This window comes from Pseudomonas sp. BF-B-15 (genome assembly GCF_019946675.1).
In the GTDB taxonomy this organism is placed as follows: domain Bacteria; phylum Pseudomonadota; class Gammaproteobacteria; order Pseudomonadales; family Pseudomonadaceae; genus Aquipseudomonas; species Aquipseudomonas migulae.
In genome coordinates this window covers 44,927-66,657 of record NZ_JAGYFZ010000022.1, presented here as the reverse complement: position 1 = coordinate 66,657, position 21,731 = coordinate 44,927, and the positions used below count along the sequence as shown (strand labels likewise).

At 61.1% G+C, this 21,731-nt stretch carries 20 protein-coding genes and 1 pseudogene; 8 read left to right on the top strand and 13 right to left on the bottom strand.

From position 1 onward, the window contains the following. The first annotated feature begins 60 nt into the window (after window positions 1–60). The 8 genes and pseudogenes from hisI to KGA97_RS29575 all read left to right on the top strand — a co-directional run bounded on the left by hisI (window position 61) and on the right by KGA97_RS29575 (window position 5,049). The gene (gene hisI, locus KGA97_RS10035) at window positions 61–462 is read left to right on the top strand and encodes a phosphoribosyl-AMP cyclohydrolase (protein WP_008041892.1); all 402 of its coding nucleotides are present in this window, start codon (window positions 61–63) and stop codon (window positions 460–462) included. Continuing rightward, window positions 455–787, top strand: coding sequence for a phosphoribosyl-ATP diphosphatase (locus tag KGA97_RS10030; protein WP_008025232.1), 333 nt, complete (start codon window positions 455–457; stop codon window positions 785–787). Before hisI ends, KGA97_RS10030 begins: the two co-directional genes overlap by 8 nt. A gap of 25 nt (window positions 788–812) precedes the next feature. After that, window positions 813–1,085, top strand: a complete 273-nt coding sequence (locus tag KGA97_RS10025) for a twin-arginine translocase TatA/TatE family subunit (protein ID WP_008025233.1) — start codon at window positions 813–815, stop codon at window positions 1,083–1,085. Between the two features lie 10 nt (window positions 1,086–1,095). Then, complete coding sequence (gene tatB, locus KGA97_RS10020; RefSeq protein ID WP_192226844.1) at window positions 1,096–1,557, top strand: Sec-independent protein translocase protein TatB; 462 nt, start codon at window positions 1,096–1,098, stop codon at window positions 1,555–1,557. Further along, window positions 1,554–2,348, top strand: coding sequence for a twin-arginine translocase subunit TatC (gene tatC / locus KGA97_RS10015; RefSeq protein ID WP_008025235.1), 795 nt, complete (start codon window positions 1,554–1,556; stop codon window positions 2,346–2,348). The genes tatB and tatC overlap by 4 nt, the downstream gene beginning before the upstream one ends. Further along, window positions 2,345–3,052, top strand: a complete 708-nt coding sequence (locus KGA97_RS10010; RefSeq protein ID WP_223480691.1) for a 16S rRNA (uracil(1498)-N(3))-methyltransferase — start codon at window positions 2,345–2,347, stop codon at window positions 3,050–3,052. Before tatC ends, KGA97_RS10010 begins: the two co-directional genes overlap by 4 nt. Before the next feature lie 80 nt (window positions 3,053–3,132). After that, window positions 3,133–4,191: pseudogene (locus tag KGA97_RS29580) on the top strand (methyl-accepting chemotaxis protein); the annotation flags it as partial. Continuing rightward, window positions 4,177–5,049, top strand: coding sequence for a methyl-accepting chemotaxis protein (locus KGA97_RS29575; RefSeq protein WP_404943240.1), 873 nt, complete (start codon window positions 4,177–4,179; stop codon window positions 5,047–5,049). The pseudogene KGA97_RS29580 and the gene KGA97_RS29575, both read left to right, overlap by 15 nt. 142 nt (window positions 5,050–5,191) lie before the next feature. Here KGA97_RS29575 and KGA97_RS10000 read toward each other — a convergent pair whose 3' ends face one another. From KGA97_RS10000 to hutH (KGA97_RS09940), 13 genes are all read right to left on the bottom strand, one after another. Continuing rightward, window positions 5,192–5,926 carry an amino acid ABC transporter ATP-binding protein gene (locus KGA97_RS10000; protein ID WP_008025241.1) on the bottom strand — a complete coding sequence of 245 codons (735 nt, stop codon included), beginning with the start codon at window positions 5,924–5,926 and terminating at the stop codon, window positions 5,192–5,194. After that, window positions 5,919–6,878, bottom strand: coding sequence for an amino acid ABC transporter permease (locus KGA97_RS09995; protein WP_008025242.1), 960 nt, complete (start codon window positions 6,876–6,878; stop codon window positions 5,919–5,921). The genes KGA97_RS10000 and KGA97_RS09995 overlap by 8 nt, the downstream gene beginning before the upstream one ends. A 130-nt stretch (window positions 6,879–7,008) precedes the next feature. Further along, window positions 7,009–7,806 carry a transporter substrate-binding domain-containing protein gene (locus tag KGA97_RS09990; RefSeq protein ID WP_008041897.1) on the bottom strand — a complete coding sequence of 266 codons (798 nt, stop codon included), beginning with the start codon at window positions 7,804–7,806 and terminating at the stop codon, window positions 7,009–7,011. A 189-nt stretch (window positions 7,807–7,995) separates the two neighbouring features. Next, the gene (gene mdoH, locus KGA97_RS09985) at window positions 7,996–10,566 is read right to left on the bottom strand and encodes a glucans biosynthesis glucosyltransferase MdoH (protein ID WP_032832668.1); all 2,571 of its coding nucleotides are present in this window, start codon (window positions 10,564–10,566) and stop codon (window positions 7,996–7,998) included. Beyond that, window positions 10,559–12,376 carry a glucan biosynthesis protein G gene (locus tag KGA97_RS09980; RefSeq protein ID WP_008041899.1) on the bottom strand — a complete coding sequence of 606 codons (1,818 nt, stop codon included), beginning with the start codon at window positions 12,374–12,376 and terminating at the stop codon, window positions 10,559–10,561. Before KGA97_RS09980 ends, mdoH begins: the two co-directional genes overlap by 8 nt. Window positions 12,377–12,697: 321 nt before the next feature. After that, window positions 12,698–13,135 (bottom strand): D-aminoacyl-tRNA deacylase, encoded by a 438-nt coding sequence (gene dtd, locus KGA97_RS09975; protein ID WP_008025248.1) that lies wholly within the window; start codon window positions 13,133–13,135, stop codon window positions 12,698–12,700. After that, window positions 13,132–14,103 (bottom strand): prolyl aminopeptidase, encoded by a 972-nt coding sequence (gene pip / locus KGA97_RS09970; protein ID WP_008025251.1) that lies wholly within the window; start codon window positions 14,101–14,103, stop codon window positions 13,132–13,134. Before pip ends, dtd begins: the two co-directional genes overlap by 4 nt. 104 nt (window positions 14,104–14,207) lie before the next feature. Then, window positions 14,208–15,137 (bottom strand): alpha/beta hydrolase, encoded by a 930-nt coding sequence (locus KGA97_RS09965; protein WP_223480690.1) that lies wholly within the window; start codon window positions 15,135–15,137, stop codon window positions 14,208–14,210. An 84-nt stretch (window positions 15,138–15,221) separates the two neighbouring features. Next, window positions 15,222–16,169, bottom strand: a complete 948-nt coding sequence (locus tag KGA97_RS09960; protein WP_008036596.1) for a choline ABC transporter substrate-binding protein — start codon at window positions 16,167–16,169, stop codon at window positions 15,222–15,224. 257 nt (window positions 16,170–16,426) lie between these two features. Beyond that, window positions 16,427–17,230, bottom strand: coding sequence for an N-formylglutamate deformylase (gene hutG, locus KGA97_RS09955; protein WP_008036594.1), 804 nt, complete (start codon window positions 17,228–17,230; stop codon window positions 16,427–16,429). 10 nt (window positions 17,231–17,240) lie between these two features. Further along, complete coding sequence (gene hutI / locus KGA97_RS09950; protein ID WP_223480689.1) at window positions 17,241–18,446, bottom strand: imidazolonepropionase; 1,206 nt, start codon at window positions 18,444–18,446, stop codon at window positions 17,241–17,243. 87 nt (window positions 18,447–18,533) lie between these two features. Further along, window positions 18,534–20,066 (bottom strand): histidine ammonia-lyase, encoded by a 1,533-nt coding sequence (hutH, locus tag KGA97_RS09945; protein WP_223480688.1) that lies wholly within the window; start codon window positions 20,064–20,066, stop codon window positions 18,534–18,536. A 131-nt stretch (window positions 20,067–20,197) separates the two neighbouring features. Then, on the bottom strand, window positions 20,198–21,721 hold the full coding sequence (gene hutH, locus KGA97_RS09940) for a histidine ammonia-lyase (protein ID WP_008036591.1): 1,524 nt from the start codon (window positions 21,719–21,721) through the stop codon (window positions 20,198–20,200). Window positions 21,722–21,731 lie beyond the last annotated feature (10 nt).

The following is a 21,731-nucleotide window of genomic DNA, read 5'->3' as shown; positions in this document are numbered from 1 at the left end:
CACACTGTTTGAACGTTGGACTCTGCTCATGTAGTGCGGAGCCCGCTGTCGGAGTCGAAGATGAAAAACTGGCTGGACGAGATCAAGTGGGACGCCGACGGCCTGGTGCCGGCAATCGCCCAGGATCACAAGACCGGGCGCGTCCTGATGATGGCCTGGATGAACCGCGAAGCGCTGGAACTGACCGCTGTCGAAAACCGCGCCATCTACTGGTCACGTTCCCGTGGCAAGTTGTGGCGCAAGGGCGAAGAGTCCGGCCACGTGCAAACCCTGCATGAGATGCGCCTGGACTGCGACGCCGACGTGATCATCCTGATGGTCGAGCAGATCGGCGACATCGCCTGCCATACCGGTCGGCAGAGCTGCTTCTATCGCGTCTTCGAGAACGGCGACTGGAAAACCGTCGACCCGGTTCTCAAAGACCCGCACGCCATCTATTCCGCAGGACACACACATGAGTGACACTCTGACCCGACTGGCCGAGGTACTGGAGGCGCGCAAAGGCGCCGCCGCCGACAGCTCGTACGTCGCCAGCCTGTACCACAAGGGCTTGAACAAGATTCTGGAAAAGGTCGGCGAAGAGTCGGTCGAAACCATCATTGCCGCCAAGGATGCCGCCATCAGCGGCGACTGCAGCGATGTGATCTACGAGACCGCCGATTTGTGGTTCCACAGCATGGTCATGCTCGCCCAACTGGGGCAGCATCCACAGGCTGTACTCGATGAACTGGACCGTCGTTTCGGTCTGTCCGGACACGCAGAGAAAGCCTCGCGCCCGTCCGCCTGAACAACTATTAGAGAGGAGCAGCAACATGGGCATTTTTGACTGGAAACACTGGATCGTCATCCTGGTTGTTGTCGTGCTGGTGTTCGGCACCAAGAAACTGAAAAACCTCGGCACTGACGTCGGCGAATCGATCAAGGGCTTCAAGAAAGCCATGAACGACGACGAAAAACCCGCCGATCCGGCAGCGGCCCAACCGGTTCCACCTGTTCAGCCACAGACCACCCAGTCCGTGAACCAGCCGCACACCATCGACGTGCAGGCGCAAAAAGTCGAAGAGCCGATCCGCAAAGACGTGTGAGCACTGACTAATGTTTGGTATCAGCTTCTCTGAACTGCTGCTCGTCGGCCTCGTGGCCCTGCTGGTGCTGGGCCCCGAGCGTCTGCCGGGTGCTGCGCGCACCGCCGGCCTGTGGGTCGGTCGCCTGAAGCGCAGCTTCAATGCGATCAAACAGGAAGTTGAGCGTGAAATCGGTGCCGACGAGATTCGTCGGCAACTGCACAACGAGCACATTCTGTCGCTGGAACAGGAGGCGCGGAAGATTTTCACGCCGACCCAGCAGGAAGCCACTCCGGTTCAGCCGGTGGCGGAGCAGACGATCCATGCATCGACGACAGAATCCGCGCCTGCTGCTGCGCCGACGGAAACCGTGAAAGCGGTGGAAGCGGTTGAAGCGGCGCCGGTCGTGGCGCATGCAGAACCCGTTGCTCCTGCCGCCGCGCCGACAACGCCGGCTCCTCACGACACCACTTTGCCGCCGCGAGCCTCATGAGCGATCTCCCAGAAAACGACCAGCACATGCCGCTGGTTTCGCACCTCACCGAGTTGCGTACCCGTCTGCTGCGCTGCGTAGCGGCGATCTTCATCATCTTCGCCGGGTTGTTTGCGTTCACCCAGCAGATCTACACCTTCGTCTCCACACCGCTGCGCCAGTATCTGCCAGTGGGCGCGACGATGATCGCCACCGACGTGTCGTCGCCGTTCCTGACGCCACTGAAGCTGACCATGATGGTGTCGCTGTTCCTGGCGATCCCGGTGATCCTGCATCAGATCTGGGGCTTCATTGCGCCGGGCCTGTACAAGCATGAGAAACGCATCGCGGTGCCGTTGCTGGTATCGAGCATCATGCTGTTCTACGCCGGCATGGCATTCGCCTATTACCTGGTATTCCCGCTGATCTTCAAATTCTTCGCCGCCGCCACCCCGGCCGGCGTGGAAATGATGACCGACATCAGCAGCTACCTCGACTTCGTCATGACGCTGTTCTTCGCCTTCGGCGTGGCGTTCGAGATTCCGGTGGCCGTGGTGCTGCTGGTGTGGATCGGCGTAGTCGACGTCAAATACCTGAAGAAAATCCGCCCGTACGTGATCATCGGCTGCTTCGTGGTCGGCATGATCCTGACGCCGCCGGACATCTTCTCGCAGACGCTGCTGGCCGTACCGATGTGGCTGCTGTTTGAAATCGGCATCCTGTTCGGCGGCCTGATCAGCAAGCGCGGCGACCATCCGGACGACCAACCGGTTGACGATCACAACGACCAGCCGCCAGCGACCCAAGCGTGAACCTGCTGCTCCTCGAAGAGGCCGATTTCATTGCGGCCGACCGGGTGATCCTGCGTGATCGCCGGTTGACGCACATGCAGGAAGTCCACCGCTGTGAAGTGGGTGACAGCATGCGCGTCGGGCGTATCGGCGGCCTGATGGGCTCGGCCGAAGTACTGCGCCTGGACGCCGATGAAGCCGAACTGCGCGTCACCCTCGACCAACCGCCACCGACCAAGCTGCCGCTGACCCTGGTGCTGGCCCTGCCACGTCCCAAAATGCTGCGCCGGGTGTTTCAGACCGTGGCGGCCATGGGTGTGCCACGGATCGTGCTGGTGAACAGCTATCGCGTCGAGAAAAGCTTCTGGCAGACCCCGTTCCTGGAACCGGAAGCGATTCGCGAGCAACTGATCCTCGGCCTCGAACAGGCTCGGGACAGCGTGTTGCCTGAAATTGTCATCGAGAAGCGCTTCAAGCCGTTTGTCGAAGATCGACTGCCAGCGATTGCCGAAGGCACCCTTGGCCTGGTCGGCCATCCGGGCAACTACCCGCCCTGCCCCCGAGGCCTCGACGAACCGGTCACGTTGGCTATCGGCCCGGAAGGCGGCTGGATCCCCTACGAAATCGACCTGCTGGCCAAGTCCGGCCTGCAACCGGTGCAGCTCGGCGAGCGCATCCTGCGCGTCGAGACCGCCGTCACCGCGCTGCTCGCCCGCCTCTTCTAGCCATTACGCTCCTACAGAATCCTGACCGCCTGCCGATACAGTTCCCATAAAACCAACTTGTGGTCCGTGGGAGTTGCAGCATGTACCGATGGCTAGCCGAGAAACTGGGGAACGTCAGCGTCAATCGCAAACTGGGTGTCGGCTTCGGTCTGGTGCTGCTGCTGACATTGTTGATCACCGTCACGGGCTGGACCGGCCTGAGTGACGTGGTGAATCGCGGCGACAAGCTTGGGTTCATTGCCAGCCTCAATGAACTGACCAAAGACCTGCGCCTGGCCCGCCTGGACTACGAAATGCGTCGTGGCGAACAAGGCCCTGGCGCCGTCAACGACCTGCTCGGCCAACTCGACACCGGTTTGAAAACCGCCCGCACACTGATCGAGCAACCTGCCGACGCAGCCATGGTCGATCAGCAACTGGCCGCAGTCAGCGAGTACAAACAAGCCTTCGCCGCCATGACCCAGGCCGGCGCCAACCGCGAAGATGCTCGCAGCAAACTCGGCGCCACGGCCGATAACGCCGTGGCGCGCGTGGGTGAAGTCGAGAAATCCTTGCTGCAAGGCGACAGCGTCGCCGATTTCAACAGCGTTATCGACCTGAGCAAACTGATCCAGCAAGCTCGCTTCCAGGTGCGCGGCTATACCTACAGCGGCAAGACCGAAGCCGAACAACCGGCGCTGGACGCCATCGACAATGCGCTGAAAAACCTCGAAAGCCTGCCGTCCAGATTGCCGGAACAGCACATCGCCAACCTGCAACAGGCCGCCGATTCACTCAAAGCCTACCGCGCCGCCGTCAGCCAGTTCCGTGACTCCCAGGTCGCCAGCGCCGCCGCGCTGAAACGCATGGCCGATCAGGGCAACATCCTGTTAGACGTCAGCAAAAAGCTCACCGCCTCGCAAACCGTCATCCGTGACACTGACGCCGCGCACGCCAAGAACATGCTGTTACTGGCCACCGCCCTGGCGCTGGTCTTCGGCCTGTTCGCGGCATGGGCCATCACCCGGCAGATCGTCGTTCCGCTGGGCCAGACGCTGAAAGTGGCCGAGCGCATTGCCGCCGGCGACCTGACCCAGAACCTCGTGTCCGAGCGTCAGGACGAACTCGGTCAGCTCCAGCGGGCGATGCAAAGCATGACCCTGGGCCTGCGCGAATTGATCGGCGGCATCAGCGATGGCGTCACGCAAATCGCCAGCGCCGCCGAAGAACTGTCCGCAGTCACCGAGCAGACCAGCGCCGGCGTCAACAGCCAGAAGGTCGAGACCGACCAGGTGGCGACCGCGATGAACGAAATGACCGCCACGGTGCAGGAAGTCGCACGTAACGCCGAAGAAGCCTCCGAAGCCGCGCTCGCCGCCGATCAGCAGGCCCGCGAAGGCGACAAGGTGGTAGGCGAAGCGATCGCTCAAATCGAACGCCTGGCCAAGGAAGTCGGCAACTCCACCGACGCCATGGGGCATCTCAAACGCGAAAGCGACAAGATCGGCAGTGTGCTCGACGTGATCAAATCCGTGGCTCAGCAAACCAACCTGCTGGCGCTCAACGCGGCCATTGAAGCCGCTCGCGCCGGTGAAGCCGGACGTGGTTTTGCGGTGGTCGCCGACGAAGTGCGCAGCCTGGCGCAGCGCACCCAGAAGTCCACCGAAGAAATCGAAGAGCTGATCGTCGGCCTGCAGAGCGGCACCCAGCAAGTCGCGACCATCATGGACAACAGCCGCACCCTGACCGACAGCAGCGTCGAACTGACCCGCCGCGCCGGTGGCTCGCTGGAAAGCATCACCCGCACCGTGTCGGCGATTCAGTCGATGAACCAGCAGATTGCCGCCGCTGCCGAACAGCAAAGCGCGGTGGCGGAAGAGATCAATCGCAGCGTGCTGAACGTGCGCGATGTGTCCGAGCAGACCTCGGCAGCCAGTGAAGAGACCGCGGCGTCCAGCGTTGAGCTGGCGCGGCTGGGGACGCATTTGCAGATGCTGGTGGGGCGGTTCAAGGTTTGAGGTGATTCATTTGCCTCGGTTCACTATGGACCGAGGTGATGCAATCGCCAGCAGGCTGGCTCCCACAGGGTTTGGTGTGAACACCATAAATCCACTGTGGGAGCTAGCCTGCTAGCGATTAGCGGCCCCAAGGCCGCTGCTTTTAAAGGACCTGACGAAGGAAGGCCTGCGCCCGCGGATCCTTCGGCGCATCGAAGAACTCGGCTGGCGAGGCGTCTTCCAGCAATTTGCCGTGATCGAAAAACAGCACCCGATCCGCCACTTCCCGCGCAAAGCCCATTTCGTGGGTCACGCAGACCATGGTCATGCCTTCCACGGCCAGGGTTTTCATCACATCCAGCACTTCGCCGACCATTTCCGGATCGAGCGCCGAGGTCGGCTCATCGAACAGCATGACCTTCGGCTCCATGGCCAGCGCCCGTGCAATCGCCACGCGCTGCTGCTGACCGCCGGACAGGCGTGACGGAAACTCGTTGGCCTTCTGCGCGATGCCAACCTTTTCCAGCAATGCCAAGGCCTTGGCTTCACGCTCCTTCTTGCCGCGCTTGCGCACGACTTTCTGGGCGAGGCAAAGGTTTTCCAGCACGGTCATGTGCGGGAACAGGTTGAAATGCTGGAACACCATGCCGACTTCGCGGCGGTAGGCATTCACGTCGGTTTTCGGATCGGCCAGTTGCAGGCCGTCGATGCTCACCGAGCCCGAATCGAACTCTTCCAGGCCATTGAGGCAGCGCAGGAAGGTCGATTTGCCGGAGCCGGACGGACCGATCACCACCAATACTTCGCCCTTCGCCACTTGGGTGGAGACGTTGTCCACCGCGCGCACCACGTGGCCACGGGTGTCGAAGACTTTTACCAGATCGCGGACTTCAATCACTTTGCGCGAGCCTCCGCTCAAGCCGGCTGGCGATTTTCGACAGCGGCAGGTTGATCAACAAATACAGGCCAGCCACGCAGAACAGGATTTCGAATGGCGAAAACGAGGTGGTGATCACTTCGCGACCGCTTTTCAACAGCTCGGTAATCGCAATCACCGACACCAGCGAGGTGTCCTTGACCAGGCTGATGAACTGCCCGGCGAGCGGCGGCAGCACGCGTTTGAACGCTTGCGGCAGCACCACGTGGCGCATCGACTGACCCGCGCTCAAGCCCAGGGAGCGCGCAGCTTCGTTCTGGCCACGGGCGATGGATTGCACGCCGGAGCGGATGATTTCCGCCACGTAGGCGCCGGTGAACAGCGACAGTGCGGCGATCCCGGCGAACTCCCGGGACAGGTTCATCACGGTGCCGATGAAGAAGTAGAAAATGAAAATCTGCACCAGCAGCGGCGTACCGCGCACCAGTTCGACGTAAATCGTCGAGAGGTCGCGCAGGGTCGGATTGTTCGAGAGACGGCACAAGCCCGTGGCGAGGCCGATCAGCAGGCCGAGCACGCCAGACACCACGGACAACCACAAGGTGGTCCAGAGGCCCCACATCAGCGGTCCGGCGGCCCAATGGCGAGTCACGCCGATCACGTCGCCTTCGGCCACATCATCGCCTTGGGCGACTTGCAGGCTGTTGTCGTCGACGGTCACGCGTTGCTCGTCACCCGCGTCGTTGCGCAACGTGACTTCAGCCTTGTCGCCTTTGCGCACCAGCTCGCTGACGGTGGAGATGTCGGCGGCGCGCTGGGACTCTTCGGCGTGGTAGGCGAAGTACTGCGGGACGCGGTTCCAGCGCCATTCGTAGGACATCAGCGAGGTGGCGTAATACAACGCGCCAGCCAGGCCGATCAGCACCAGCACGGTCAACACGTGCCAGGGCCATTGGGCTTTTTTCTGTTTCATTGCAGGTTCCGGGATTTGTGTTGCCTTGGAGGCCGTCATCGCCAGCAGGCTGGCTCCCACAGGGGAATGCATTTCATTGTGGGAGCCAGCCTGCTGGCGATTGAGGCGACGCGGTCTATCTGACCGGGCCTTATTCCATATCCTTCAACCAAGCGGTGTCTTTGAACCACTTGTCATGGATGCGATCGTAGGTGCCGTCTTCGTGGATCTGGTGCAGGAAGTTGTTGATGAAGTTGATGCTGTCGTAGTCACCCTTCTTCAGACCAAAGGCCAGCGGCTCGTAGGTGAACGGCTTGTCGAGGAACACCAGTTTGCCGTTGCCGACCTTGTTCACCGCCACGACGTTGTAAGGCGCGTCGTAGATGAAGGCGTCAGCCTTGCCGTTGACCACGTCGAGCACTGCTTCCTGCTCGTTGTCGTAGCCGTGGTACTTGGCTTTGGAGATCAGCTTCTTGGCGACCATCTCACCGGTGGTGCCGAGCTTGGAGGTGATGCGGTAGTCGGCGGTGTTCAGGTCTTTGTAGGACTTGATGGTGCCTTCCAGCTCTTTGCGAATCAGCAGCGTCTGGCCGACCACGATGAACGGTTCGCTGAAGTTCAGGCGCAGGTTGCGTTCCTGGGTCAGCGTCATGCCGCTGCCGATCATGTCGAACTTGTCAGTGAGCAGGGCCGGGATAATGCCGTCGTAGCCGGTGGACACCAGCTCCAGCTTGACGCCCATGGCCTTGGTCATGGCTTTGAGGATGTCGACTTCGAAGCCGATGATCTCGCCGCGCTTGTTGGTCATTTCGAACGGCATGTAGGTCGGGTCCATGCCGACTTTCAACGTGCCGCGCTTGACCGCGTCATCGATGGCACCGGCCTGCGCCGTGCTGACTGCAACCAATGCCGTGACGCCGACCAGCAGCATCGAGAGATACTTCTTCATCTTCATGTCCCCAAAACCAGTGCGTTATGAGGCGCGCAAACGGCGGCTCCCCTCAGGAAACGCATCGATACGGACAAAAATTATCCGGGCGCACCAATTCGGGGACGGATGCTAACGTACTCGCTCGTTTGCACAAGTGTTTGGGAACGATGAGGCAAAAAAAACCCCGCTTTCGCGGGGTTCTCTTTGTTATGCCAACTGCGGTTGTGCACTCAGCGGCTTGAGCGGCAGCAACGGCGCATGGGGATCGGATTTCACCGATTTGCGCCAGGCTTCCAGCCACTCGGGATGACCTTCGCTCCAGACCTGCTCATGCAAACGAGCCAGTGCTACCGGGTCGCTCAGTAGTTGTACACGCTCATTGTTGTTCAGACCGTCAGGCCCGACTTTCAATGCATGGCGAACTCGTTCGATCCGCAGCCATTCGATTGGCTCGGCCTGACCGTGGCGCGATGTCGCCAGCGAGCACGCCAAAGCGTTCTGCTGTGGATCGACCACCGACCGGATGAAGCCGTCTTTCAGCGCATGCCAACGGTTTTCATGGGTGTACTGGTCAGTTGCCAGCAACGCCTGTGGCGGATTGTATTCCTCAGGGATCAGGAACAGGCTCTCGTCACGGGACTTCAGGCCCAGACCGACACGGCTGGAGATCACGGAAACCGGGATCGACAGCATCAACGAACCGACGATCGGCACCAGCCACCAGAGGAAGCTCGGGTTCAGCCAGATCACCAACAGGGCCCAGAAGAAGCCCAGCAGGGTTTGCGGACCGTGGCGCTTGACCGCTTCGCTCCATGGCGTGGAGTCGTCGTCACGTTGCGGCGAGTTCCAGGTCGCGGCCCAGCCGAGGAACGCGGCGAGTACGAAACGGGTGTGGAAAATCATCCGCACCGGCGCCAGCAACATGGAGAACAACATCTCCAGCAGCATCGACAGGGTCACCTTGAACTTGCCACCGAACTCTTTCGCGCCCTTGGCCCAGATCAGGATGATGCTCAACAGCTTCGGCAGGAACAGCAGCACGATAGTGGTCGAGAACAGCGCGATGGCCTTGTCCGGGTGCCATTGTGGCCACAGCGGGTAGAGCTGACGCGGTTCAAGGAAGTACTGCGGCTCCATCAGCGTGTTGACCGCCAGCAGCGCCGTCGACAGCACGAGGAAGAAGAACCACAACGGCGCCGACAGGTAAGACATCACGCCGGTGAGGAACACCGCACGGTGAACCGGGTGCATGCCCTTGACCAGGAACAGGCGGAAGTTCATCAGGTTACCGTGGCACCAGCGACGGTCACGCTTGAGTTCGTCCAGCAGGTTCGGCGGCAACTCTTCGTAGCTGCCCGGCAAGTCGTAGGCAATCCACACGCCCCAACCGGCACGGCGCATCAGCGCGGCTTCAACGAAGTCGTGGGACAGAATCGCGCCGGCGAACGCGCCTTTACCGGGCAACGGCGCCAGGGCGCAGTGCTCGATGAACGGCTTCATGCGGATAATCGCGTTGTGGCCCCAGTAGTGCGATTCGCCCAACTGCCAGAAGTGCAGACCGGCGGTGAACAGCGGACCGTACACGCGGGTCGCAAACTGCTGCATGCGCGCATAAAGAGTGTCCATGCCCGACGCACGCGGCGCGGTCTGGATGATCCCGGCGTCCGGCGTGGCTTCCATCAGGCGCACCAGACTGGTCAGGCATTCGCCGCTCATCACGGAGTCAGCGTCGAGCACGACCATGTACTTGTAGTCACCGCCCCAGCGACGGCAGAAGTCGTCGAGGTTGCCGCTTTTGCGTTTTACGCGACGGCGACGGCGGCGATAGAAGATCTTGCCGAAACCCTTGGCTTCGCGGCAGACGTCCAGCCAGGCCTGCTGTTCGGCGACGCAGATGTCGGCATCGTTACTGTCGCTGAGGACGAAGAAGTCGAAACGGTCCAGGTCACCTGTGGCAGCGACCGACTCGAACGTCGCGCGCAGACCGGCAAACACCCGTGGCACGTCTTCGTTGCAGATCGGCATCACCAGTGCGGTGCGCGCGTCTTTGGGGATCGGCTCGTTGCCGGCACTTTTACCGGAGATGCGGTATTTATCGTGACCGGTGAGCAACTCGAGGAAGCCCATCAGCGCGGTCCAGAAACCGGCCGAGACCCAGCAGAACAGAATCCCGAACATGATCAGGATGGTGGTCTGCAGCGCGTACGGCAGTACTTGCGTGACGGTTTGCAGGAGCGGCTGATGCAGGACTTCGTTGAGGTCGACGAACGACCAGCCCTGGTACGGCATGATGCCTTTCATGTACCAGCCGGCAACGATGGTTTGACCGAGCATCAGTACCAGCAAGATGTAACGGCGGATCGAACCCACGGTGCGCCAGCGGGCCGCCGGCAGCACGTTCTCGTCTTTCGGCGGAGCCGGCGGGTTGGTGCGACCGGTCAGACGCCGCCAGCCACGCACCAGAATATTGGTGCGCCACGGCTCCGGCACGACTTTGGTCCGGCGGATCGGCGGAGTTGCCTTGAGGCAAACACGACCGCTGGCGTCGAGCACCAGCATTTCCGCTTCTTCCAGCTCTTCAGCGGTGCTCAGGGTCAAGCGACGGCCGACCGAGGCTTGAGCAGCCTCGACCGGTGCATCGAACGTCGAGGACGACAGACGCTCGTGAAGTTCGCTGAACGATTTGCAGCCCGCGAGTTCCGCGCGCTGCTCGTCGGTCATCGGCAGATGCGCCAGATACTCGGCAAGAGTTTCTGGCTGAACTTGAGAATTACTCATCGGCAGGCAACTGATAGCTCCAGGTCTCGGTCAGGACTTCTTCAGTCGGTGCCGATTCCGGTGTGGCTGGGGCCGCGTCGGCAGCGACAGGCTGCTTGGCGTCTTTGTTGTTCGCCTTGTCCTTGGCATCTGCAACTGGCTTGGCTTCGGCCTGCTTGGCCTCGGCGGCCTTCGCGTCCTTGTCCGCTTTCTCCGCTTGCTTGGCGGCCACTTTGTCGGCCTTGGCAACGGAAGAGGTGGACGATGGGATCGAAGTCTTGGCCAGATCGGCAGGCACGATGTTCTGCACCAGTGCGGCACGCATCTCGGTGGACTTGCCCGGATCCTTGATCTTCATGCGCAGGGTCAGGCGCCAGCCCTTGGTTTCAGGGTTGTAGCGCACGCTGTTCTCGACCAGCTCGGCATTATCACCCACGCTGACCTGGCTGCGAACGTCTGAATCGGCCGGCAACGCTGCCAGGGACGGGCCTTCGAAATCCACCAGATAGGCAACGCTGCCGTCCGGCTGACGAATCAGGTTGGACTGCTTGACGTCGCCGGTAGAGCGCAAGGTCTGTTTGACCCAAGCGCTGTCCGGTGCGTGAATCGCCGCTTCGTCCATGGTCCAGTGCAGGCGGTAGCCGAATTCCAGCGGCTGACCTGGCTCAGGCAGTTTTTCCGGGCTCCAGAAGGCAACGATGTTGTCGTTGGTTTCATCGGCAGTCGGAATTTCGACCAGGTCGACAGAACCCTTGCCCCAATCGCCTTTTGGCTCGATCCAGGCACTTGGGCGCTTGTCGTAGCGGTCGTCGAGGTCTTCGTAGTGGCTGAAGTCACGGCCACGTTGCAGCAAGCCGAAACCGCGCGGGTTCTCGATCGAGAAGTTGCTCACCGCCAGGTGTTTCGGGTTGTTCAGCGGACGCCAGATCCACTCGCCGTTGCCGGCATGGATCGACAGGCCGCTGGAATCGTGCAGTTCGCGGCGGTAGTTCAGCACTTTCGACGGCTGGTTGGCGCCGAACAGGAACATGCTGGTCAGCGGCGCAACGCCAAGCTTGGTGACCTTGTCACGCAGGAACATCTGCGCCTTGACGTCGACAATGGTGTCGCTGCCCGGACGCAGGGTCAGGCGATAGGCACCGGTGGCGCGTGGCGAATCCAGCAGCGCGAAGATCACCAGGTGCTTGTCGCCCGGCTTCGGCTGTTGAATCCAGAACTCACGGAAACGCGGGAATTCTTCGCCGGACGGCAACGCGGTATCGATTGCCAGGCCGCGAGCGGACAAGCCATAGGTGTGACCCTTGCCGACAACGCGGAAGTAACTCGCGCCGAGCATGGTCATGATTTCGTCTTGCTTGTCGGCCTTGTTGATCGGGTACAGCACACGGAAACCGGCATAACCCAGTTGTTCGGTGGCTTTAGGATCGAATTTCAGGTCGCCGAAATCGAAACGAGACGGGTCGTATTTGATCTCTTCGACGGTGTTGGCCGTGATTTCGTTGATTTTCACCGGCGTATCGAAATGCATACCCTGGTGATAGAACGAAAGCTTGAACGGGGTTTTCTGATCGGCCCATTCGGCTTTTTCGGTCAGGAAACGAATTTTCTGATAGTCCGCGAATTTCATCTCACGGAATTCGTTCGGCAGGTTACTGCGCGGGGCTTCGAATTTCTGCCCGGCCAGCTCTTTTGCCTTGACCGATACATCATCCAGATTGAATGCCCAAAGCTGGCCGGCGCCGAACAGGCAGAGCAGTGCAGAGCCCGCTACCAGTGCGCTTCGTAGCCGTTTGGCTGACAATCTTGGTGCATTACAGGGACTAACAATCACGAGCAACCCTCGCCGAAAACAGATCAAAAAACCAACGGCCAGTTAAAGGGCCTGTGAGGTAAACGGGATGAAAAACCCGTCCCTACAAACCACTCTTGCCAAGTTGGCGAGCATTGTTCCGACTCCTATGGGGCTAAATGATTCCCCAACAGGCCCAGGACAAGTCTCTACCTAAGTCAAAACGGACCAACGAACGCTGATCCCCGTAGCGCGCGATTATCTAGTAGGCCGCGTTACAACGCATCAGGCGCAACAAAGTATTTCTCGCGAAAAACCCCTGTTTTCAGTGAAAAAGCGCTTAAAAACTTGTTTCAAGCGCTTTCAGGTCTGTAACAGGAAGGTTACCGGGCCATCATTGACCAGGTGCACCTGCATATCCGCGCCGAATCTACCTGATGCCACTGTGCCATGCACCTGTTTCGCTTTCTCTAATAGATAGTCGAAAAGCTCCTCGCCCAGCGCCGGAGGGGCAGCGGTTGAAAAACTCGGGCGCAACCCGTTTTTGGTGTCGGCGGCCAGGGTGAACTGAGAGACCAGCAGCAACCCGCCCCCGACATCCGCCAGGGACAGATTCATCTTGCCCTCGGCGTCACTGAACACACGATAGTTAAGCAGCTTATGCAGAAGTTTGTCGGCGCTGGCCCGAGTGTCCTCGGGCTCGACCGCCACCAGTACCAGCAAACCCTGATCGACGGCACCGACCACCTCCCCCGCTACCTCGACGCGCGCGCCACGCACGCGCTGCAACAGGCCCTTCATGCTTCTGCTGGGGACAGGTCGAGCAGGCGCCGGGCCATCTGATCGGCGGCGCGCACCAAGGCATCGGTAATGCCGGGTTCGGAGGCGGCATGCCCGGCATCACGGATGACCTGCAGTTCACTGTTCGGCCAGTTCTGATGCAGTTCCCAGGCGTTATCCAGCGGGCAAATCACGTCGTAGCGACCGTGAACGATCACGCCCGGCAGATGGGCGATCTTGCCCATGTCGCGGATCAACTGATTCGGCTCAAGGAACGCATTGTTGGTGAAGTAGTGACATTCGATGCGCGCGATGGACAACGCGCGTTGCGGCTCGGAGAAACGATCGACCACCAACGGGTTCGGACGCAAGGTCGCGGTCCGCCCTTCCCAGGTGGACCAGGCTTTGGCCGCGTGCATCTGGGCGATCTGATCGTTGCCGGTCAGGCGCTTGTGGAAAGCGCCGAGCAAGTCTTCGCGCTCATCCAGCGGGATCGGCGCAATGTAGTCTTGCCAGTAATCAGGGAACAGACGACTGGCGCCCGCCTGATAGAACCACTCGATTTCCTGCGGACGGCAGAGAAAAATCCCGCGCAGGATCAGGCCGTGCACACGCTCCGGATGGGTTTGCGCGTAGGCCAGCGCCAGGGTCGAGCCCCATGAGCCGCCGAACAGCACCCATTTATCGATGCCCAGATGCTGGCGAATCCGCTCAAGGTCGGCGACCAGATCCCAGGTGGTGTTGTTTTCCAGGCTGGCGTGGGGCGTGGAGCGACCACAACCGCGCTGGTCGAAGGTGACAATGCGATACAGGTTCGGATCAAAAAAACAGCGACTCTGTGCATCACACCCGGCACCGGGGCCGCCGTGGATGAACACCACCGGCAAACCTTCCGGTGAACCGCTTTCGTCTACATACAGGGTGTGGGTTTCATCGACAGCCAGATCGTGCCGGGCGTGGGGTTTGATCTGCGGGTACAAAGTCTGCATTGCGCGCTCCGTAAGGGGTCGAGGTCATCCCTGGGGGGACTTCTATTATTCTGCCGTTGGGCATCATAAACCCGATTTACGTCAATGAGCATGTCCATGCAGAGTCAGAGTTTTGCCACCCGTTTTTTTGCCAAATAGCCGAGCAGCGTTTCGTAGAGCGCATCGACCTCCGCGACCTGACCCCGCGCCCGCAGACAGCCATGAACCAGCCCTTCCCCGTAATAAAGCGTCGCGGCCACGCCTGCAGCGTTCAGGCGCTCGGCGTACAGCACGCCGTCATCGCGTAGCGGGTCGAACTGCGCCACCGCGATCAATGCCGGCGGCAATCCGCGCAAATCCCCGGCGAGCAACGGCATGGCATAGGTGCCAGGCGTTTGAGTGCCGCGCAAATACAAGGCGTGATAACAATCCACGTCACTGCTGCTGAGCAGAGGCGCGTCGCTGCATTCACTGCGTGAAGGCAAACGGTGATCGCCACCGAGGCCGGGATAGATCAGCACTTGCGCCGCCGGCAGTGGTTCGCCCGCATCGCGCAGTGCCAGGCACAGCGCGGCGGCGAGATTGCCACCGGCGCTGTCGCCGGCCACCAGCGTACGTGCGGGGTCCAGCTGAAACGGCCCGGTGCGCAGCGCTCGCCAGACCTTCAGGCAGTCATCGAACGCCGCTGGAAACGGATGCTCCGGCGCCAGACGATAATCGACCGCGATCACCAACACGTCGAGCGTCGACGCCAGCTCGGCGCAGATGAAGTCGTGGGAATCCAGATCCCCCACCACCCAACCGCCGCCGTGCAGATACACAATGCACGGGCTACCGTCGGTCGATGGCAAAGCTGCGGGCTGATAGGACCGAATCGGTACACCGGCCAATACAAAATCCACCACGTATAGCCCGGCGGGACGCGGCGGGGTGAACGCCCGGCACATCTCGCTGTAGGCCTGGCGCAGTCCGGCGAGGCTGGTGTCGGTGGCGTTGAAGCTGACGGTTTTCTCGACGAATGCCGTCATTTGGTCAGAAAGGGGATAAGTTTCCATGGACCTGCCGCCGCGGTTTTGTGGGGAGTGGGATAACCCTGTGGGAGCGAGCCTGCTCGCTCCCACAGGGGTTTTGCGTTACGGTCAGTTTTTCAGGCTGGCCTGAACGGTGGCAACACCATCCTTGCCATCAAAACTGCTGACACCGGCCAACCAGCGCTGCAGGTCTTGCGGATGATCACGCAGCCACTGCTTGGCCACGTCCTGCGGCGTCTTGCGCTCCATGATCGGCACCATCAGCTGGCTTTCCTGGGCGGCGGTGAAGGTCAGGTTCTCCAGCAAGCGGTTCACGTTCGGGCAACGCTCGGCGTAGTCCGGGGACGTCACGGTGGAGACCGTCGCCGCGCCTTCGTTCGGCCCGTAAACATCTTCGCTGCCGGTCAGGTAAGCGATTTTCATGTTGATGTTCATCGGGTGCGGCGTCCAGCCGACGAACACCACGAACTCCTTGCGATTCACCGCCCGTTGCACAGCCGCAAGCATGCCGGCCTCACCGGACTCGATCAGTTTGAAATCCTTCAAGCCGAACTGATTGGACTCGATCATGGTTTTGATCGTGGTGTTGGCGCCACTGCCCGGCTCGATGCCGTAGATTTTGCCACCGAGCTTGTCTTTGAATTTGGCGATATCGGAAAAGGTTTTCAGCCCGGCCTCGGCCACGTATTCCGGCACGGCGAGAGTTGCCTGGGCGTCGGCCAGGCTCGGTTTTTCCAGGACCTTCACTTGATTGGCGGCCAGGAACGGCGCGATGTTCTTGTCCATCGCCGGTTTCCAGTAACCGAGGAAGATGTCCAGGCGCTTGTCGCGGATACCGGCGAAGATGATTTGCTGCACGGCGCTGGTTTGCTTGCTTTCGTAGCCAAGGCCGTTGAGCAGCACGTCGGCCATGCCGCTGGTGGCGATGACGTCGGTCCAGTTGACCACGCCCATGCGCACGGCTTTGCAGGAAGCGTCGTCACTGGCCAGGACAGGGGTGCTCAGGAGAGCGGTACCGCAGAGGATTGAGAGACAGCAGGTCAACAGTCTTTTCATTGGGAATGATCTCGTGCGGCAGAATTATTATGGGTCCGGTGTCTTGATGCACCGTGTCCAGAACATTACGCAGCAGTGAGAGACCAAAAGCGAACTGTAGCGACCGAGATTTGCACAGTGGCGACTGTCATCACCGGCTCCGGAGGCAAACAACAACCTGTAGGAGCGAGCCTGCTCGCGATGGCGGAGTATCAGTCGACATAAGTGTTGTCTGACATACCGCTATCGCCGGCAAGCCGGTCTCGCTCCCACAGGGGTTAAGCGTTGTAGTGTTTTTGGCCCCAGGCCAGCAGCCCTTGCAGCAGCTCCTTGAGCACCACTTGTGTCGGCTCTGCCAGGTCCGGGCGATAACGGAACGGCTCGAACTCTTCCATGTACGTGCACTGGCCCAACTCCAGTTGCACAGCGTGGATGTTTTGCGCCGGATTGCCATAGTGCCGGGTGATGTGGCCGCCCTTGAAGCGCCCGTTCAGCACATGGCTGTAATCGGTGTGCCTGGCGCAGATCGCTTCCAGTTGAGTCGCCAACTGTGGATCGCAACTGGCGCCGTTGAACGTGCCGAGGTTGAAGTCCGGCAGCTTGCCGTCGAACAGGTGCGGGATGATCGAGCGGATCGAGTGCGCATCAAACAGCAATGCATAGCCGAATTCGGCTTTCATACGAGCCAGCTCGTTCTGCAACGTGCTGTGATACGGCGTCCAGACCTGCTCCAGATACGTCGCACGCTCAGCCGCCGACGGCTCCATGCCTTCACGGAACAACGGAATGCCGTCGAACAGCGTCGCCGGGTACAGACCGGTCGTGGCGCCGACGTACAACGGTTTGTCGTCGGACGGGCGGTTCAGGTCGATGACGAAGCGCGAGTACTCGGCAGCCAGGGTGCTGGCGCCCAGTTCGGCAGCGAATTCGTAGAGTTTCGGGATGTGCCAGTCGGTGTCCGGCAAGCTTTTCGCGTCGGGGATCAACCCGGCTTCAACCGCCGGGGTCAGGCGCACGCCGGCGTGGGGCATGCTGATCAGCAGCGGCACGCGGCCTTGTTTGAAGTTCAGAACCTTATCCACAACTGCTCTCCTAAACGCTTGTTTCGACGCCGTGACGCACGACGCGTTTTTCCAGGTCACCGCCCAGCCAGTACGACAGGTCGGCGGGACGATCGATTTGCCAGGCGACGAAGTCAGCGACCTTGCCGGCTTCCAGCGAACCATGGGTGTCGGCCACGCCCAGCGCGGTGGCGGCATGGATCGTCGCACCGGCCAGGGCTTCTTCCGGGGTCATGCGGAAACAGGTGCAAGCCATGTTCAGCATCAAGCGTAGCGACAGCGCCGGTGACGTGCCGGGGTTGAGGTCGCTGGCGATGGCGATTTTCACCCCGTGTTTGCGCAACGCATCCATTGGCGGCAATTGGGTTTCGCGCAGGAAGTAGAACGCGCCGGGCAGCAACACGGCGACCGTGCCGGACGCGGCCATGGCGATGGCGTCTTCTTCGGTCATGAATTCCAGGTGATCGGCGGACAGAGCGTGATAACGCGCCGCCAGGCTCGAACCGTGCAATGACGACAGTTGCTCGGCATGCAGCTTCACCGGCAAGCCCAGTTTTTGCGCAGTGACGAACACCCGCTCGACCTGTGCCGGCGAAAACGCCAGGTATTCGCAAAACGCGTCCACCGCATCCACCAGCCCTTCGGCGGCCAGGGCCGGGAGCATCTCGGCGCAGATGTGATCGATGTAGTCGTCGGCGCGATCCTTGTACTCCGGCGGCAAGGCGTGGGCCGCCAGGCAGGTGCTGCGCACACTGATCGGCAGTTCCGCGCCGAGACGGCGGGCCACGCGCAGCATCTTGCGTTCGTTGGCCAGGTCGAGGCCGTAGCCGGATTTGATTTCGATGCTGGTCACGCCATCGCGCATCAAACTCTTCAACCGCTTGGCGGCGCTGGCGAACAACTCGTCTTCACTGGCCGCTCGCGTGGCGCGCACGGTGCTGGCGATGCCGCCGCCGGCCGCGGCGATTTCCGCATAGCTGACGCCTTGCAGACGCTGTTCGAATTCACCGCTGCGGTTACCGCCAAACACCGTGTGGGTGTGGCAGTCGATCAGGCCCGGTGTAACCCAGGCCCCGTTCAAATCGTTGACGGCCGGGTATTCACCCGCCGGCAGTTCAGCACGTGGGCCGATCCACTCAATGTGCGCACCGGACGTCACGATGGCCGCGTCCTCGATGATCGAGTAGACGCCTTGCGCCATGGTTGCGACGTGGCAGTGTTGCCAGAGAGTTTTCATCCCGTAATCTCCACAATGTTCAAAATCGGTTCGCGGGCAAGCCTCGCTCCTACAAGGTAGGAGCGAGGCTTGCCCGCGAAGAGGCCATCACAGACTAGGCAGCAACTTCGCCGATACCAGTTCATTCAGGCAACGCGTCGCCAACAACTCGCTAGCCGCATTGATGTCCGGCGCAAAGAAGCGGTCCTTCTCATAGAACGGCACTTCTTTACGCAGAATCGCCCGAGCCTTTTCCAGTTTCGGCGAGGTCTTCAGACCTTCACGCAGGTCAAGGCCTTGAGCCGCGGCCAACCATTCCACCGCCAGAACGCCGCGGGTGTTTTCCGCCATTTCCCACAGACGCTTGCCGGCAGCCGGAGCCATCGACACGTGGTCTTCCTGGTTGGCGGAGGTCGGCAGGCTGTCCACCGAATGCGGATGGGACAACGCCTTGTTCTCGCTGGCGAGTGCCGCAGCGGTCACCTGGGCGATCATGAAACCGGAGTTCACGCCGCCATTGGCCACCAGGAACGGCGGCAGTTGCGACATGTGCTTGTCCATCATCAGCGAGATGCGGCGTTCGCTCAGCGAGCCGATTTCAGCGATGGCCAGGGCCATGTTGTCGGCGGCCATCGCGACAGGTTCGGCGTGGAAGTTACCGCCAGAGATCACGTCACCTTCAGCAGCGAACACCAGCGGGTTATCCGAAACGGCGTTGGCTTCGACGGCCAAGACTTCGGCAGCCTGACGGAACTGGGTCAGGCAGGCGCCCATGACTTGCGGCTGGCAGCGCAGGGAGTACGGGTCCTGGACCTTTTCGCAGTTCTCGTGCGAATCGGACACTTCACTGCGCTCGCCCAGCAAGTCGCGGTAAGCGGCAGCGGCGTCGATCTGGCCTTTCTGGCCACGGGCGGCGTGGATGCGGGCGTCGAACGGCGAGCGCGAACCCAGCACCGCTTCGACGGTCAGGCCGCCCAGAGCCAGGGCGCCCGCGAACAGATCTTCACCTTCGAACAGACCGCGCAATGCGTAAGCGGTGGACACCTGAGTACCGTTGAGCAGCGCCAGGCCTTCTTTCGCGGCCAGGGTCAGCGGGGTCAGACCGGCGACTTTCAGCGCTTCGGTCGCTTCCATCCACTCGCCTTTGTAACGAGCCTTGCCTTCACCCAGCAGCACCAGCGACATGTGGGCCAATGGCGCCAGGTCGCCGGAGGCACCGACCGAACCTTTCAATGGAATGTGCGGGTAAACCTCGGCGTTGATCAGGGCGATCAGCGCGTCGATGACCACGCGACGAATACCGGAGAAACCACGGCTCAGGCTGTTGACCTTGAGCACCATGACCAGACGCACCAACGCGTCGCTGATCGGCTCGCCGACGCCGGCAGCGTGGGACAGCACCAGCGAGCGCTGCAGGTTTTCCAGGTCTTCGCTGGCGATGCGGGTCGAGGCCAGCAGGCCGAAACCGGTGTTGATGCCGTAAGCGGTACGGTTCTCGGCGAGGATCTGTTCCACGCAGGCAACGCTGGCTTCGATCTGGGCAGCAGCGCTGTTATCGAGGGTGATTTTGACCGGTTGCTGATAGACATCACGCAGTTGGGCAAGGCTCAGTTGGCCGGGGATCAGGTTTAGTGCAGTCATTTTGTGCTCCTTTTGAGAGTTTTTATTCTTCATAAACGAAGAAGACTCACCAGACGCTCCGGAGATATCCGTTGTCCGTCGCGACTCGCTTTTTGGGAGCCGCGCCTTGGCACGTTGGTGTTGTGTGGAAATCAGTTCAGATTCGGTAAAGCCTTGTGCAGCAAATTCGAGTCTTTCAATACGCCGGCAGCGGCGGCGATGTCCGGCGCCAGCCAGCGATCCTGGTCGTAGGCCGGAACACGCTCACGCAGCAGACGCCACGCCGCATCGGTGCCGGCGCCGAAGCGTTGCTCTTTGAGGAATTCAAAAGCCTGGGCCGCCAGCAGGTACTCGATGGCGAGGATCTGCGTGCAGTTTTCCAGCGCGCGATGCAGCTTCAGCGCGGCGTTGGTGCCCATGCTCAGGTGGTCTTCCTGCAAGCCGGAAGTGACGTAGTTGTCGAGCACCGCCGGCTGCGCCAACTGGCGGTTTTCCGCACACAGCGAAGCGGCGACGTATTGCACGATCATCATCCCGGAGTTCACCCCCGGATTGGCCACCAGGAACGCCGGCAGACCGCTGACGTGCGGGTTGATCAAACGGTCCAGACGTCGTTCGGCGATGGAGCCGATTTCGGCCATGGCGATGGCCAGCAAATCAGCTGCCAGGGCCACGGACTGACCATGCGGGTTGGCTTGGGACATGACGCGGAAATCATCCGGCGTGCCCAGCAGCAACGGGTTATCCGTGCAGCCGTTGAGTTCTGTTTCGACTTGCTTGATCGCGTGATCGAGCTGATCGCGAGCGGCGCCGTGGACTTGCGGGATCGACCGGATGCTCAGCGCATCCTGCGTACGAATGCCTTTGCTGCTGGCAATCACTTCGCTGCCATCGAGCAGCGCCCGCAGGTTGATCCCGACCTGTTGCATGCCCGGATGCGGTTTGAGCGCGATGATCTCGGCGTCGAACGCAGCGATCTGGCCACGCTGGGCTTCGAAGCTCATGGCACTGATCACGTCGGCCCACTGCAGCAGGCGCGTCGCATCGGCAATCGCCAGGCAGCTGAGGCCGCTCATGCACGGCGTGCCGTTGACCAGGCACAGACCGTCCTTGGCGCCGAGTTGAACCGGTTGCAGGCCTTCTTCAGCCAGCGCCTGTTGAGCGGAAACAATCTGCCCGCGATAGCTGACATTGCCGACACCCAGCAGTGCGATGCCGATGTGCGCCATGTGGGTCAGGTAACCGACCGAACCCTGGGACGGCACTTGCGGGGTGATGCCCCGATTGAGCAGCGCGAGCAAGGCTTCGACCACTTGCCGGTGAATGCCGGATTTGCCCTGGGAGTAGTTGCGGATCGCTGCGCACATGATCGCGCGGGTCTGCTCGTCGGCCAGTGGTGCGCCGACGCCACAGGCATGGCTGAGCAAGGTGTTGCGTGACAGTTGGCTGAGCTGTTCGTCTTTGAGCGATACGTTGCAAAGCGCGCCCAGACCGGTGTTGACGCCATAGGCGCGTTCGCCGCTGGTGACGATGCGCTGGACGATCGCCTGGGCATTGTCGATGCGTGCCCAGGTCTGGGCCGACAGCTCGAGTTGTGCGCCGTGACGGGCTACCGCGACCACATCCTGCCAACGCAACGGGGCATCGGCGATAACGATTTTTTCAGCCTGGGACATCATTAACCTC